The sequence below is a fragment of the Bradyrhizobium sp. Unk1 genome, assembly GCF_059512345.1.
In genome coordinates, this window is record NZ_JCAMOP010000013.1 from 127,847 (window position 1) to 141,882 (window position 14,036).

Annotated in this window: 15 protein-coding genes; 2 read left to right on the forward strand and 13 right to left on the reverse strand. The window is 59.1% G+C overall.

The features are described from left to right. Positions 1 to 117 precede the first annotated feature (117 nt). From AC5ZFO_RS18650 to AC5ZFO_RS18710, 13 genes are all read right to left on the reverse strand, one after another. A complete protein-coding gene (locus AC5ZFO_RS18650; RefSeq protein WP_496122302.1) occupies positions 118 to 1,107 on the reverse strand; it encodes an MDR family NADPH-dependent oxidoreductase in 990 nt (329 codons plus the stop codon). A gap of 170 nt (positions 1,108 to 1,277) precedes the next feature. Then, entirely contained in the window at positions 1,278 to 2,507 is a 1,230-nt protein-coding gene (locus tag AC5ZFO_RS18655) for a CaiB/BaiF CoA transferase family protein (protein WP_496122303.1), read from the reverse strand. A gap of 1 nt (position 2,508) precedes the next feature. After that, complete coding sequence (locus AC5ZFO_RS18660; RefSeq protein WP_496122304.1) at positions 2,509 to 3,276, reverse strand: enoyl-CoA hydratase/isomerase family protein; 768 nt, start codon at positions 3,274 to 3,276, stop codon at positions 2,509 to 2,511. A 190-nt stretch (positions 3,277 to 3,466) separates the two neighbouring features. Beyond that, complete coding sequence (locus AC5ZFO_RS18665; protein WP_496122305.1) at positions 3,467 to 3,760, reverse strand: DUF1330 domain-containing protein; 294 nt, start codon at positions 3,758 to 3,760, stop codon at positions 3,467 to 3,469. 241 nt (positions 3,761 to 4,001) lie between these two features. Next, positions 4,002 to 4,415 carry an Rrf2 family transcriptional regulator gene (locus AC5ZFO_RS18670; RefSeq protein ID WP_496122306.1) on the reverse strand — a complete coding sequence of 138 codons (414 nt, stop codon included), beginning with the start codon at positions 4,413 to 4,415 and terminating at the stop codon, positions 4,002 to 4,004. A 229-nt stretch (positions 4,416 to 4,644) separates the two neighbouring features. Next, a complete protein-coding gene (locus AC5ZFO_RS18675) occupies positions 4,645 to 5,667 on the reverse strand; it encodes a zinc-dependent alcohol dehydrogenase family protein (protein WP_496122307.1) in 1,023 nt (340 codons plus the stop codon). Positions 5,668 to 5,745: 78 nt separating this feature from the next. Next, positions 5,746 to 6,228, reverse strand: a complete 483-nt coding sequence (locus AC5ZFO_RS18680; protein WP_496122308.1) for a hypothetical protein — start codon at positions 6,226 to 6,228, stop codon at positions 5,746 to 5,748. A gap of 14 nt (positions 6,229 to 6,242) precedes the next feature. After that, positions 6,243 to 7,742 carry an MFS transporter gene (locus tag AC5ZFO_RS18685; RefSeq protein WP_496122309.1) on the reverse strand — a complete coding sequence of 500 codons (1,500 nt, stop codon included), beginning with the start codon at positions 7,740 to 7,742 and terminating at the stop codon, positions 6,243 to 6,245. 171 nt (positions 7,743 to 7,913) lie between these two features. Next, on the reverse strand, positions 7,914 to 8,675 hold the full coding sequence (locus AC5ZFO_RS18690) for an SDR family oxidoreductase (RefSeq protein WP_496122310.1): 762 nt from the start codon (positions 8,673 to 8,675) through the stop codon (positions 7,914 to 7,916). A gap of 55 nt (positions 8,676 to 8,730) precedes the next feature. After that, the gene (locus AC5ZFO_RS18695; RefSeq protein ID WP_496122311.1) at positions 8,731 to 9,126 is read right to left on the reverse strand and encodes an RrF2 family transcriptional regulator; all 396 of its coding nucleotides are present in this window, start codon (positions 9,124 to 9,126) and stop codon (positions 8,731 to 8,733) included. 193 nt (positions 9,127 to 9,319) lie between these two features. After that, positions 9,320 to 9,610: a hypothetical protein gene (locus AC5ZFO_RS18700; RefSeq protein ID WP_496122312.1), complete on the reverse strand. Its 291-nt coding sequence runs from the start codon at positions 9,608 to 9,610 to the stop codon at positions 9,320 to 9,322. 150 nt (positions 9,611 to 9,760) lie between these two features. Next, the gene (locus tag AC5ZFO_RS18705) at positions 9,761 to 10,387 is read right to left on the reverse strand and encodes a glutathione S-transferase family protein (RefSeq protein ID WP_496122313.1); all 627 of its coding nucleotides are present in this window, start codon (positions 10,385 to 10,387) and stop codon (positions 9,761 to 9,763) included. Between the two features lie 499 nt (positions 10,388 to 10,886). Next, positions 10,887 to 12,413, reverse strand: a complete 1,527-nt coding sequence (locus tag AC5ZFO_RS18710; RefSeq protein ID WP_496122314.1) for an HD domain-containing phosphohydrolase — start codon at positions 12,411 to 12,413, stop codon at positions 10,887 to 10,889. Positions 12,414 to 12,569: 156 nt separating this feature from the next. Here AC5ZFO_RS18710 and AC5ZFO_RS18715 point away from each other — a divergent pair, with 156 nt between their 5' ends. Both AC5ZFO_RS18715 and AC5ZFO_RS18720 read left to right on the forward strand, forming a co-directional pair. Further along, on the forward strand, positions 12,570 to 13,337 hold the full coding sequence (locus tag AC5ZFO_RS18715; RefSeq protein ID WP_496122315.1) for an alpha/beta fold hydrolase: 768 nt from the start codon (positions 12,570 to 12,572) through the stop codon (positions 13,335 to 13,337). 478 nt (positions 13,338 to 13,815) lie between these two features. Next, on the forward strand, positions 13,816 to 13,965 hold the full coding sequence (locus AC5ZFO_RS18720; protein WP_496122316.1) for a hypothetical protein: 150 nt from the start codon (positions 13,816 to 13,818) through the stop codon (positions 13,963 to 13,965). The last annotated feature ends 71 nt before the right edge of the window (positions 13,966 to 14,036 follow it).

Below are 14,036 nucleotides of genomic sequence, written 5' to 3' on the forward strand. Positions count from 1 at the left end.
CCACGCAAACGCTACCTAGGCGCAGCAGAACAACCACGCGCATATGCGCCCATTCCTCGTACGAACATCAATCGGTTGCCGACGATAGCCGAGCCCTCGTATGAAGCTCGCGTTCGATCAGATGACGCCATTGGGGGCGACCAGGATTTTTCCGCCTCGCGCCGGACGCTGAGCATGCGATAGGGCAGCGCCGATTTCCTCGATGGGGTAGATAGCTTCAACAGGGGCTTGCAAGCCGTCAGTGCACACCTGGCCGGCGATGTCGGCATAGAGCGCACGGACTTCTGCCAACGAGCGCCTGGCGAGGGCTCGCCCGAGCATGAAGCCGACCACGCTGAGACCACGGAAAATCAGATCTGAATAAGCTACGGTGACTTCCGCCTCTGTCATCGCCCCATAGTTGCAAACCGTCCCTCCGTCCGCAACGGAAGCGGCCAAACGCTGCGTGGCCTGGCCAGCCACCGCGTCGAGAGCCAACCTGATTGGCGCTCCGCCGACGGCGGACGACACCTGAGACGGCAGGTCAGGGCCATCAATCAGGCAGACATCGGCACCCAGAGTCTTGAGCTCCGTGAATAGAGCCTCACGACGGACGACGTTGACTGTGCGCAGGCCGCGCGCCCGCGCAAAGTGGATCAGCAACCTTCCAACGGCGGAGTTGGCTGCGTTCTGCAGCACCCATTCTCCTGGCCGCAGCTTGACTAGGTCGGTCAACATCAGGAGAGCAGTAGGCGGGTTGATGCGGATCATAGCTGCCTGTTTCACGTCGATGCCTGTCGGCAGACGAATCACATCGTCGCCCTTGACGCAGCGGCGCTGAGCCCAGTTCTCACGCTGCAGGTTGATGACCAAATCACCCGGCGCGACGTGAGACACGCCGTCGCCAATTGCCAGAACTCTTCCGACGCATTCAGCGCCTGGCGTGGCAGGTAAAGGCGGTTTGAGTCGGTATCCGCCAGCGCAGAACATCACGTCCGCCGGATTGATCGGGAATGCCAAGACCTCAAAGGTAATTTCTCCGGCCGCCGGCGTCCCCACGTCCGGCGCCTCGACGCAATGTGCCACGTGCTCTGGCACGCCATATGAAGTTATTTCCACACGCTTCATTCAACCGTCCTCAGTGGAGATATGTTTTCGCCACGATCCTATCGGCGCGAGCGAGACGCGTTACGACAAGACCGCCCGAAACTTCCTCACCGCAACTCCATTTGGCTGTGGCCGTCATTCTGACTTGAATCAGAAAAAGGACTAACAACTCGCCCCCGTTTGCTCCATTTTTAATCGTACCCGCCGAACGGATTGCGGCGGCTCAGAAGGATCCTACGCGCCTGCATGTCTTTGATGCGATCGGCCGGCACATTGCTTTCCGCGAGAATCTCCTCGTTATGCTCCCCCTGAAAGGCAGGAATGCCGGGCGGCGGAAGCGTCGATCGGCTGAAGCGCCACGGATTGCCGGGCATACGGGTCGTGCCGCCCGACCTGTCGTCGACTTCGACAACCGCCCCCCATTCCTTGACCCAATCCGATTTGGCGAACTCGTTCACGGTTCGGATCACGCCGCAGGCAAGGCCGGCTTCGCTGACCTGAGCTTGCAACTCCTGCAAGTCCGTGAAGGTCATCAACCAGACGCGCACCTCTTCCAGCAGGGAACTCAGATGCTTGCGCCGGAGATTGGCCGTCGCGTAGCGAGGATCGCCCAACAGATCATTCCGTCTCATCATCGCGCAATAGCGCGCGAACATCGGCGAAAAGATCGGGCTTGCCGCAATCGTTAGCCGATTGCCGTCCGGCAACTCGAAAATATGAGCTTCATTCGCCGACAGCGCGATCGGTTCGCCGTTGGTGTCGATACCGGACAACTGAGAACCGGCACGCTCGTTCACCGATAGCATGGTTGCCGCCATCGAGACGTCTATATGCTGCCCCTCACCGGTCCGATTGCGATGCTGGAGCGCAGCAAGAATTCCGATAACACCCTGAAGCCCGGTGTATATATCCGCATGACTGCAAGCGTCATTCATCGGTTCCGACAGCGCACCACCGAAATGGTCCTCGACGATTGAGGTCAACCCGGTTTCCGCTTGGACAGTGACCGCGAAGGCCGGACGATTACTCCACGATGTCGATTGTCCATAGCCACTAAGCGAGGCGTAGACGACTTTCGGATTAAATTGGCGAACATCCTCGTAAGAAAGACCGAAGCGTTTCAGCGTGCCAGGTCGGAAATTTTCGACGATTACATCCGCGGTCCTGCATATCTCGACGGCAACTTCGCGCCCCTCGGACCAGTTCAGATCGAGACTGAGGCTACGCTTGCCCGCATTTTGCTGGGCAAAGTACATGCCCATGTCGCCGACGTGAGGAAGTCCGATTCGAACGATGTCGCCGGAAGGCGGTTCAATTTTGATGACCTGGGCGCCCAAATCCCGAAGGGCTTTGGTGCAATGGGGCCCGGCAAGCACCCGGGTAAAATCGACTATCCGCAATCCGTCCAAAGGAGCCGACATGTTAGTCCCCCTCGAAAACGGCGGACGCCGGACCTGTCGCGAAAAACGCGGATATGCCGCGTTCCCGGTCAGTCGTATTCCAAGCCGCTTCATTGAGTTCGACCTGCTTCGAGTCCGCGAGTGACAGGCCACCGCGAGCCGCTAGATTAGCCTGCTTTTTTATGCCCTTGAGTGCGAGGGTCGGACCCGCCGCCAACTGGCGAGCCATCGCCATCGATGCCGTCGGCAATTCGGCTTCCGGCACGACCAAATTGATAATCCCCCATCGCTCAAAAGCCTGCGGCGTGTGCCTGCGCCCAAGCAAGGCAATCTCTTTAGCACGGGCATATCCGCAGCGTTGCGCGAGGCGCTGCGTGCCTCCAAGCAACGGCAGCAACCCGACGATCATTTCGACCTGACCGAGGAAAGCGGTGTCGGCAGCGATAATCAGGTCGCAGGTAAGCGCCAATTCCAAACCGCCCCCCAAAACGCCACCGTGGATAGCCGCCACCGTTGGTACAGACACATCCTCGAGAGCGTCCCAAAATTCCGTAAGGCGCTCTTGATCCTCATGCAGCACAGTCGTGGTACCGAATGAGTCCAGCTGCGCACCCGCACTAAAATGGCGCATCGAACTGCGCAGCAAAATGGCCCTGCAGCCATCGGCGACGACTTTCTTATAAGCCGCCATAAGATCGTCGATCATCACTCCGTCGATCAGATTGTGAGGTGGCTTAGCGAGAGTCACGATACCCACACCGCCGTCAATTTCATGCGTGACTGTTGTCATGAGTTCTCTCTCATAGTTCCTTCTCCGTAGGCATGTTGGAGAATCAATGCGATCGACCTCCCCGCCGTAAGGAGGTATCGCGTGCTGCCCTCACGTGAGCGGGGCTCGGCTGCGAGGTCAGCGCTTGCCGGGCGCCGACCCAATTCATTCGAAGCAGACAGTGAACAGATCGACGACGGCGAACGCCGTTCTAGTCGACTCCTTCGACGATCCTGACGTCCCGGACCGCGCCGTCGCCGAGCGCAGCCAAGGCCTCTTTGTACGCCTTAGATTCATAGGCAGCCTGGGCGAGTTCAAAGCTCGCGAACTCGACGATCACAGTTCGCTCATTCACGCCCGCTTCGTGCGTCTTGACGGTGCCGCCTCGCGCCAAAAAGCGACCTCCTACTGCCTCGACTGCCGGTCCAGCGAGTTTGGTGTAGGAGGCGAGCGCAGCGGGGTCCGAAATAGAACGATACGCTCCTACCCAGTATCCCTTAGACATTTGATCCTCCCCGATCGATCTCGTGGCCAACATGGCATTGCGCCTTTTTCAACGTGTCCGGGTTTCGCCCCCGGATCGCGACGCGACCGCCCTCCTTCGCGAAGTCCCATGCTCTGGTGAGGCCCTTGCCTGAGCCGCCACCCTCAATGAGAACGTGCTTGCCTCCAAGTCTACCAATCATCGTCGCACTCCTAAGAACACAACATAACCTGTTATGTTTTGTTTTGTCGTCTAAAAGAATCTACTGAATCCTGCTCATCAAGCTCGATAGCCTCGTCTTGCTCAGCGTCGTTCGCAGCGCCGAATTAGCAGCGTCGAATACCGGCCTCAGAACACCTTTCATGCTCCGGTTTACCGGGCAATTAGGATTACCCCCCGATCGTAGAGCGAAGATTTCACCAGCACCTTCGACCGCATCATAAACCTGATCCAGAGTTATCTCCTTCGGAGACCGCTGCAATCGAACGCCGCCGTCCTTCCCTTGACGAACCTCGACCATTCCATTCTGCTCGAGATGCTTGAGAAGACGTCTGACAACAACAGGATTAGTGCGGAGGCTCTCAGCGATTCTCTCCGAGTTGGTTCCGTCTTTTCCCGCGCGCGCCAGGAAACACAGTACCTGAATTGCGCTCGCCATTCGACTATTTGCTGCCATAACCGAACCATAATAGTTATGTTATGGAGAGTCAATATCGCTCCTGCATATCCGCACATCGCCTTGACGATCTTCTCGGTCACCTTTTTGGCGTCGCCATGCCGCCGCGGCGGCTTTCGTGCAAATGCAACGGCTGCCGATCGAAGTCGGTCGCGAACCGCTTTAATGTCGCTATTGGTTACCTGAAGCTCCGCTTTGAAGCGCTCCGAATCGACCACAGCACGATCCCTCAGTTTGCAGTCCAGTTGCTAAGATCGAGCAATGGCTTGCCTTCGCGCGGTGCCCCATCCGCGTCGCGCAGGGCGTCCGCGATGTTCTGTGGCCGATGACGTTTCGCCGGCGGGAGGCGCAGCGCGCCGGACGCCAGACGGTCGAGGACGGTGGCAAAGATGGCGGCACAGTCAGCGAGCGGTGTCACTTCGAGCCAATGCGAGCTGTACCAGCCTTGCACGGTCGCCGCACCGTAGATCAGCCTTGGTGCGAAGAGTGGCATCTCAAACGCCGAAGGATCGGTTTGCCTGTGGGACGACAATGCCCCATAGACCAGCAACAGGCCACCAGGCGCGAGATGCCGCGCAACCGTCGCCCCGGTCGTGCCGGCGACACAATCGATCGCCTTAGATGGCGCCTTTCCCTCGCAAGCTGTCGCGAGTTGCGTGCCCCAATCACTATCCTCGCTGGTGATCACTACTTCACCACCAAGTGCCTTGATGTCTGGAACCTGCGCGCGACGGCGCACGATATTGACCGTGCGGAAGCGTTCCGAACGAGCGAGTTGCAGCACAAGCTGGCCCACCGTCGAACCGGCGGCGGTCTGGGCCAACCAGTCGCCCGGTTTAAGATCGTGCTCGACCATGGTCATCACCCAGGCAGTCAGCGGATTCACAAAAGCCTGCGCGGCGTCCTCGTCCGAGAGATCGTCAGGCACAGGTATGACCCGGTCCGCTGGGCTCACGATGAGTTCACGCCACGAACCCCAAACGTTCAGAAGAACGACGCGCGTGCCAGGTGCGGGACCTGCAACGCCCGACCCAAGCGCCTCAACGACACCGACGCATTCGATGCCGGGACTGGCTGGTAGCGTCGGCTGACGACCGAACCGGCCGCGCATGATGTGCATGTCGCTGGGATGAACCGGCGAAAGTCGCACGCGGACGAGAATTTCACCTGGACCGGGTTTCGGTTCCGGCAATTCTCGTACGGCGAGGACGTCGTTGGGGTCACCGGTGCGTTCAAAAACAAATGCCTTCATAAATGCAGTCCCTTTGGCCGCCGTATCACTGTAGTGATCAAACCGATAACCGGTCGACAACGAGCCCGATGCTCGCAATCACTTTTCGTTTGCCTTCGGATAATCCCACATGTCGTCAGGCAACCTGCCGGCGTTCAGAGCGATCAGCCGATATCTGAATAGCTTGAGAGCCGGATACGGCCTGTATGCGATTGTGCGCTCCAGCAGCAGTCCGTTCTCGTCGTCGGTCAGAACCTCGAGACTCTCGATCTCGTGTCCTTGGACGGTGCCTTGCCATCGGAGAAAGGTCGTTCGAGCGTCGATCTTGCCTTCGAAGATGTACTTGCCGGGATCGTCGCGGCTCTGCGTCGAGATTGAAACCGCGATTGACACGAGCTTTCGGCCCACGATCGGCTTTATCAGAACCGGAGTGTGCATCACGACGTTCTCATTGAGAACCTCGGCGGCCTGTGCCGGAGTCATTGGGCCACCCTCTCGAAGTTTACGGAATGGATGCATTGTATCGACCCTTTCATTGAATTGGGGGCTCAAACGAGATGTCGTCAACGAGATCTCCACCATGCGGACGGCCAGCCTTACTCCGACGCAGCCAGCACTCGGGCGGGCCTGGGCCTGATCAAAAGGAACGTTGGGACGAGGCCAATGAGGGTGATCGCCGCCATGATCCACCAGGCCACTCGGAAGGCCTGTGCCCACTCCGCGACCTCATGAGGCACGCCGACGATAGCGACCAGCAGAGCGACTCCGATTGCGATTCCAGTCTGGCGGATCATGTTGATTGCTCCGGAGCCTGTCGCGAACGATGAGGGAGGCAGCGATGATGTACTAACCCCCATCAAGGTCGGCAGCGCTAATCCAACACCGAGGCCAATCGGGAGCATGCCAAGAATCGCGGCGAGAAAGCTCGCCTCAAGACCGGGCACAACGGACCACCAGACCTGTCCGAGAGCGAATAAAATCATCCCCGCGGCGCAAACCGCAGCGGCGCCGAACCGGGCTATGAGCTGGCGCGAAAAAAGAAGCGAGACGACGGGAATCAGCAGTGGGCCGGGCGCCATCGCGAGACCGATCTTCAGAGCCGACCAGCCCCAGATCATCTGATCCCACAACACCATCGACAGCAAAAGCGCGCCAAAGGCTGCCGAAAACGGAGCGATAGCCAACGCGGCTCCGGTGAACGGACGGATGCGGAACAGATGCGGATCGATAAAAGGGGCGGACGACCGAAGGCAGTGCGCAACGAACCAGCCGAGAAAAACAACCGTCGCAGCACAGGCTGCAACAATGCCTGGAGAATGCCAACCCCAATCGTTTATCTTGACGATCGCGAAAACCAGCGACGCGATACCGGCGGTCATCAGTAGCGCTGCCCCGAAATCGGGGTGTGGGCTGTTGTGGCCAGGAATTCTCGGGAGTTTTCGCCAACCGACGACCAGGGTGATCAGCCCGATCGGGAGGTTGACGAGGAAGATCCAGCGCCAGCTCGCCGTGACCAGAACTCCGCCGACGAGCGGCCCGAGCGCCGCCGCGACGCCGCCGACAGCCGTCCACGTCCGCACGGCGCCGCTCCGGCCCTTAGGGGGGAAGGCGGATAACAGTAGCCCAAGCGATGTTGGCGTCATGAGCGCCGCGGCGGCCGCCTGTACGACACGAAAAGCGATGAGCATCTCAGTACTGGTGGCAGCTGCGCACGCGGCTGACGCTGCGGTAAAGGCCCCAATCCCGACGAGGAAGCTTACATTGCGTGGATAGCGCTCGGACAAGCGTCCAAAGAATACCAAAAGGGCCGCATACGTTATCGTGTACCCGTTGAGTATCCAGGAAAGCCTCTCCAGGCTGGGACTGCCGAAATCCAGGGCAATGTTGGGTAGGCCGACATTCACAACGAAGAGATCGAGATTGGCCAGAATCATTCCGACGGAGACGATGGCCAGCACCTGATTTGGAGTGGTTGCTGAAGAGAGATCGCCGGGTCGGCGCGCGGCCGGAGGGACATCAAGTTCAACTGGCGAGGGAGAGCCGACGTCGTGTTGGGTGTGAGTTGCCTTGCGCTGCTCGAGAGTGGACGCCATCATGTGATCTCCTTATCCTGCCTGTTCGTACTTCCGTCAGCCGCGTGACCGACGATTTTTCCATCTCAGCAGCACGGCCGCAGACAGCAGAAACGTCTCGACCGACATTTTTTGAGGTGACGGGGGTTGGCGCCGCGTCCCTTTCGAGAACGGCCTCGACCCTCGCAACGAAGCTCAGGCGCCCACGCCCGAAATGGCCGTGACCCCACCGTCGATCAGGAAGTCTGCCCCAACGACGTATGCTGAATCGTCCGACGCGAGGTAAACTGCCAGCTTCGCGATCTCCATCGGATCGGCCATCCGCTTGCTTGGATTGTTGATCCGGAGGATGTCCTTGACCGCCTCGCCCTGCTCTTCGCCTGCGAAGCGAGCGAACATCGCTGTGTCCGTCGGGCCTGGGCTCAGGGTATTCACGCGAATCCCGCGGTCGACGAGTTCGGCGCTGAGGATTCGCGCGAGATGGACGACCGCGGCCTTGCAGGTCGAGACGGTCGAAGTCGTCGGCCAACCCTTGCGCGCGCCAACGGACGCATTGATGATGACTGACGAGCCTGGCCTGAGTAGCGGCAAGGCCTTTTGGATCGTGAAGTATGCGCCCTTGAAATTGGAGCCTATTACCTTGTCGAAGCTTTGCTCCGTCACTTCTTCGAACAACAGGAACTCGCTGTAACCTGCATTTGCGAAGAGGCCGTCGAGGTGCCCGAACTCCCGCTTGATCGTGGCGAACAGCGTGTCGAGGTCGCTGAGATTGCTGACGTCCGCGCGAACGGCGAGACTTCCGGCTCCAAGCGTCTCCTTGGCCGCCTGCAGCGACCCCTCATTCAAACCGCAGATGGCGACGCGCGCACCCTCTCGGTCGAATTCCTGCGCTGCGGCCAGCCCGATCCCGCTGTTACCGCCGGTGATAAGGATATTCTTGCCCGCCAGTCTACCCATCGTCGTCACTCCCTTGGATTAAACATATCCGTATCAGTTACAATTTCGGGCAAATTCAGCGGACGCCGCGTACCAGTTCCGCCAAACTCGTTTTGCTGAGAGCCTGCTCAACGGCGTCGTTCGCAGCGTTGAAGATGGGGCCAAGCCTTCGTTTCATCGCACAGGCCACCACGCATGCCTCGTGCACCTGGCCGCGCATCGCAAAAACGCCGCTCTCGCTTTCAACCGCCTTGTAGATCTGACCGAGGGTAATGCGAGATGCCGGAAGTCGGAGCCCGACGCCGCCTTGGCGGCCTTGGCGAAGAGCGACCAGTCCCTCTCGCTCGAGGAGCTTGAGGATCTTGCGCACCACGACCGGGTTGGTCTGGAGGCTTTTCGCGATTGCCTCCGACGTCGTCCCCTCGTCGCCGGCGTAAGCGACAAAACTCATAATGTGGACGGCACTCGCCATACGACTGTTCGTAGCCATAAATAGAGCTATATCAGTTACCTTTAAGGCTGTCAAGCTCGGGCGTCGCGTCCGATCGCCACGATTCCCGTTGGCACGAGTGGTTTTCCCGGTGATGCCGGCGTTGTTGACTTCTTTGTTCGATGGTGGCGAAGTCAACTGTGAATCCGGGCGATCAGGATGGGCATGTTGCGCATCAGGATTCCGCAGCGAGCAGACCCACGATCGCGTTGAACCCGAATGGCTGCTGGAAAATAAGTAGGGGCGCGGTGTGATTAGGCAAAAAAGCGCTCTGAGGAGCACCATAATCACTGCGAAGATCGGTCGCGCCTGGAAGACGAGTACCGCCAGCGTGAGCACCAACAAGGCGAGGGACACTGGGACCAAAGCCGTTCTTTAGGGAATTTTCGATATCACGGTGCGCCTCGATATGATAACCCGCCGACAGCCTTGCCTCGAGCGACTTCAGCGCCTGTTCAATTTGCATCAAGGCCTCCGGCGGCTGCATCGAGCCGTCGATGTCGCTTTGTGCAGTGACCGGCGGGTTGACTGCAACCGTCGCTCCACGTGAGTCGAAGCGACGATTGCAGCGGAATTTAATACCGGAACCCTCGGCTCTCAACCAAGGTACGGTGGATTACGGCTGAGTTTTCGTGAAGCTAGGGAGGGCTTGCACTGTCGCCCACCACTCGGCAAACCCATCTACATCGAAAACGACATCCTTGTCTGCCGTCAGGGAGACGTAATATGCAAGCGGCGCGAGATAGAGATCGGCAAGGCTCAAATCGCCGGCGATGAAGCGCGACGCGCCTTTGGTCTCCATCGCCAGCTTGATCACCTTGCGCCCGTTCTCGATGCCGGCGTTTCGCATCGCCTCGCTTTTGCCGCCAACGAAATCAGGGAAGAGATGATAGCCGGCAACGCCGTGAACCAGCGAGCCGTAGCCGTAAGAACCCACGATCCCAACGATCATGTCCATGCGAGCCCGATCCTGCGGACTCGCCGGGACCAGTGACCGCCCGGGCAATACGTCGTTGAGGTAGCGAGTGATCGCCGGGGTCTCCAGAATCCGCATCCCGCCGTGGTCGAGAACAGGGACCTTGCCAAAAGGATGACGCTCCCGATGTTCGGGCGTCCTTGGCTCACCGGCAAGAACGTTGAGCGGCACTTGTTTGAACTCGGTGAAGCCCTTCTCCGCGAACAGCATCTTGACGGTGCGTACGTAAGTGGAGCCGTCGAAGCCCCACAGGGTAAAGTCGGACATGAATGTGTCTCCCATCGATTGCGAATAGTTCAACAGATAACCAGTAACGGGCGGGTCACTCGATCGGCTTTGCCAACAGGGTTGTTAACCCCGTCGTCCTACTTGCCTCGATATCGCGATGCGCTTGAGCCCCTAGCTATCGTCAGCCTCTGTGCATACTCGTGCGTCCAGGCGAGCTGTATCGGTCAAATGACCGAAGCGCTCGGGGATTGGCTTTCTTTCGCTGCTGCGGGAAGCGGTCGTCGGAGCTAGCCCCAGAATTCATGTCTTCGAGACCCGACCAGAACTGCAGCCCAGGCTGTCGCGATGGGCCGGTTGTTGCAATGCCGCCAGGCCGCATTCGGCGCTCGGCCGTCGGGAGGCGTATCACACGATCGAACCGCCCCCGTTGCCGGGCGCGTGCCCCTGCAACGGCGAGCACAAAGCCGGCGGCATAAGGGAGCACGGGACTAGCCTAATCAGGCCGCCAAACTGTCCGAGCGAAGGGGGCCGCCTCTGTTCAAATGGAATTGTCTGAACGATAAGAAATCGCTTTGGACACTGGATCGGTCGGTTCCGAAGGTAAGAGCCCCATTGAGGACGCTTTCAATGTAGCGGCCGCTCGAGTCGAGCACTCAAGCTTGCGAAAAACGCTCTCGACATGGGTGCGCACAGTACTTGGGCTGAGGTCCAGGTCCCGTGCCACCTCCTTATTGCTGGCGCCAAGACTGATGCGATGAAGCACTTCTGTTTCTCGCGAAGAAAGGCGGATCGTATTCGAACGCCTTCGCCGAGGTTGACGATCGACGAGCGTCGCCGATCCGACGTACTCGACTATATCAGGATCGAAACGCCCGATCTTCGCTTCCTTCATGAGCTGTGCCACGGCCTCTGAGGCTGACAGCGCCTTCCTCCAAGGCCGCGCCGATCTTAACTCGACCCAGGCAACGACAGTCCCGAGGATACGTGCCTCCATGGGGATAGCCTTGCCGGCGGCGCCCCGGAAATATCCGGAGCCATCAAGGCGCTCATGGGCAAACGAGGCGATTTCCGCTTCCCGCTCGAAGGCGGGAATCTGCCGTCCCGCGCGCAATGTCCAGTACGGGGCGAGCCGAAATCTCTCCCACGCCGATGCTGATCTCGTCGCAGGATCGTCGTGGGCCGCGTTGGGAATCGCCGCGCCCCCAATTCCGTGGATGAGGCCGGCACGATAGACGCGGCTTTGGCTGGCTCCATCCAGACCGGCATTTTCGCAGCACACCGCGCTTATTTGCGCGACGGCGCGAGAAAATCCCGTCATCCAGGGCAGTTTGAGGTCGACCACGTCGGCGATCAGCTCGGGTGACGTCGCCTTCCGCATGCCCGCAGTCAGGAGTGCCGCTTCGATTTCATCTGGCCGAGTTTGATCGAGCGCCCGGAGCCATTGCTCGCTCAGTACCTCGACAGTCTGGACAAGGCTGGCGGGATATGAGGCGCCGCCTTTCCTGGCCATGAGTGCCAACGCCCGTTCGGTGCCGTAAACCCGGGCGAATATCTCCAGATCACCAGCCACCGAAATGATGAACACGGCAAGTGGAACACGGTCGCCGGGCAGTTGGTGGAGCTTTCCACGGCCGTCGTAAGTCTCCAAAATATTCCACAATGTCGTTTGGGTTGCGTTGTCGAGCCCAAGCCTACGCGCGACTTCCACGGAAACTTCGCAGTGGATCCGCGCCAGCGGCTCGAACGCGTCATCGATATTCCCGACCGCATTGATGGCATCTGCCCATCCCGGCCGCATGGCGACCATGGCTTCTCTACCGGCAATGTCGTCACCGAGCAGTTCCGCAGATTCAGATGCATTCGCCGTGCATCCAGACCATCGGAGCAGCGACGCTTCGCAGACGGCATCACGTTCATTCGGGTTGAGGCCTTCGGCGACGGCTAGTTGCCGGGCAAGCCAGGCAGTGCGCAGGGAGTGGTCCGTCGGCTGTCCCATGCTGAGGTCGCAGACAAACGCCAGGGCTCTCGCGACGTCAAAGGCTCGAAGGGTCGAATTCTCTTCCATCGTACCGGTAAGTTCCTCGTCGCGGTCTGACGATCATCATATGATGTGTGACATCGACGATGTCCATGGATCGGTCGTTCGACCGATACCGGCCGGTTGGTTTCTCGGTCACTTTCCCTGAGGACGTAAACAACGAACTCTTGGAAGGAATAGACTATGCGGGCCCTGCCCAATCTCAAAACGCTGCTGCTGACGATGACGATGCTGTCCGGCCTGGCTATGCCGACCTCGGCCTCGGCTGGACCACAGGATACGACCATCGTCCTTGTGCACGGAGCATTCGTCGATGGTTCGGAGTGGAACAAGGTTGTTCCGCTGCTGCAAGCCAACGGTTTGAAGGTGGTTTCCGTGCAAAACCCACTGACCTCTCTGGCCGAGGATGTTGCGGCGACCCAACGTGCTATTGCCCAGCAAACTGGCAAGGTCGTCTTGGTTGGGCATTCATGGGGAGGCATGGCGATCACCGAGGCAGGGGCCAGCGATAAGGTCAGTGCGCTTGTGTACGTTTCGGCCTTTGCACCATCCGAGGGTCAGGCCGCCGGCGACCTGGGCAAGGAATATGAGCCTCCCGCCGGCATGAAGAAATTGCACGCTGATGATAGCGGCTATTTGAGCTTGCCTGCCGAAGCTATGGTTCAGGATTTTGCTCCGGATGCACCAAAAGAAGAAACCAGGCTGATGGGCGTTAGTCAGGTGCCCATCAACAGCAAGGCCTTCGGAGAAAAGGTCACCACGGCGGCATGGAAGACCAAGCCATCCTATTTCATCGTGGCAGGCAATGACCGTATGATGGCCACTGGATTACAGTTGTCCATGGCCAAAAAGATCGGTGCTAAGACGGTTGTCCTGAAGACCAGTCATGCGCCGATGCTGTCAAAGCCTCAAGAAGTAGCGGATGTTATCCTGGAGGCGGCAAAGAGGTAATCGTCCATTGACGTCCACAGCCCACGGAAAGAGCGATGCAAACGTTTTTGTTTGCCAGGCTTATTCTGTGGGCGGTGCCGTGTTGAGATCGCCGAGTCTAGACGGGGTGGCACCCACCTTTAGGTCCCTGGCGAAGCGCAAGCGACATGGAAGGGACTGTCCCCGCCCCGTCCCTGTATGCATTAACGCTTGCGACGGTCATAGAAGATTTCGGTAGCATGGTATCGTCACGGTGCAATCTCCTTGCTAGGGAGGACCATCGCTCTCGAGGTGAAGCTTGGAGCCGCGGCTTACCCGCTCTATTTTGAGCATGCACTAATCAGATGATTATCGACATCTATCTCACAAGCGCGGACGGACAAGCGAACACCAAAAGGTTTGACCCTGGGCCTCTACCGGATGATCGAGGCGACGTTCCTGAGTTTAACCCAAAGGGGAAAGAACCGCACTGGGGCCGGCGGAAACTGAAGAGGGACCAATGACCGTCTTCGTATACGTCAACACCGCCCGACAGGTCGGCGACACCGAGTACATCAAGGTCTTTGCGACGACAGGTGCCGGGGAGAGACGATTCGAGGAGAACGACCCGGAGGGCGTCGCCTTCGAATACGAGGTAATCGAAGATTAAGCCCGCCAGAGACTGTGAATCGGCGTGGGGTCCCGACGCCGATCGGCACGGTAAGCCACTGACATTATTGA

Excerpts from the sequence above, each read along its gene's own strand:
- AC5ZFO_RS18650 (WP_496122302.1), bottom strand. The coding sequence starts at position 1,107 with ATGAAGCGTGTGGAAATAACTTCATATGGCGTGCCAGAGCACGTGGCA.
- AC5ZFO_RS18655 (WP_496122303.1), bottom strand. The coding sequence starts at position 2,507 with ATGTCGGCTCCTTTGGACGGATTGCGGATAGTCGATTTTACCCGGGTG.
- AC5ZFO_RS18660 (WP_496122304.1), bottom strand. The coding sequence starts at position 3,276 with ATGACAACAGTCACGCATGAAATTGACGGCGGTGTGGGTATCGTGACT.
- AC5ZFO_RS18665 (WP_496122305.1), bottom strand. The coding sequence starts at position 3,760 with ATGTCTAAGGGATACTGGGTAGGAGCGTATCGTTCTATTTCGGACCCC.
- AC5ZFO_RS18670 (WP_496122306.1), bottom strand. The coding sequence starts at position 4,415 with ATGGCAGCAAATAGTCGAATGGCGAGCGCAATTCAGGTACTGTGTTTC.
- AC5ZFO_RS18675 (WP_496122307.1), bottom strand. The coding sequence starts at position 5,667 with ATGAAGGCATTTGTTTTTGAACGCACCGGTGACCCCAACGACGTCCTC.
- AC5ZFO_RS18680 (WP_496122308.1), bottom strand. The coding sequence starts at position 6,228 with ATGGTGGAGATCTCGTTGACGACATCTCGTTTGAGCCCCCAATTCAAT.
- AC5ZFO_RS18685 (WP_496122309.1), bottom strand. The coding sequence starts at position 7,742 with ATGATGGCGTCCACTCTCGAGCAGCGCAAGGCAACTCACACCCAACAC.
- AC5ZFO_RS18690 (WP_496122310.1), bottom strand. The coding sequence starts at position 8,675 with ATGGGTAGACTGGCGGGCAAGAATATCCTTATCACCGGCGGTAACAGC.
- AC5ZFO_RS18695 (WP_496122311.1), bottom strand. The coding sequence starts at position 9,126 with ATGGCGAGTGCCGTCCACATTATGAGTTTTGTCGCTTACGCCGGCGAC.
- AC5ZFO_RS18700 (WP_496122312.1), bottom strand. The coding sequence starts at position 9,610 with ATGCAAATTGAACAGGCGCTGAAGTCGCTCGAGGCAAGGCTGTCGGCG.
- AC5ZFO_RS18705 (WP_496122313.1), bottom strand. The coding sequence starts at position 10,387 with ATGTCCGACTTTACCCTGTGGGGCTTCGACGGCTCCACTTACGTACGC.
- AC5ZFO_RS18710 (WP_496122314.1), bottom strand. The coding sequence starts at position 12,413 with ATGGAAGAGAATTCGACCCTTCGAGCCTTTGACGTCGCGAGAGCCCTG.
- AC5ZFO_RS18715 (WP_496122315.1), top strand. The coding sequence starts at position 12,570 with ATGCGGGCCCTGCCCAATCTCAAAACGCTGCTGCTGACGATGACGATG.
- AC5ZFO_RS18720 (WP_496122316.1), top strand. The coding sequence starts at position 13,816 with ATGACCGTCTTCGTATACGTCAACACCGCCCGACAGGTCGGCGACACC.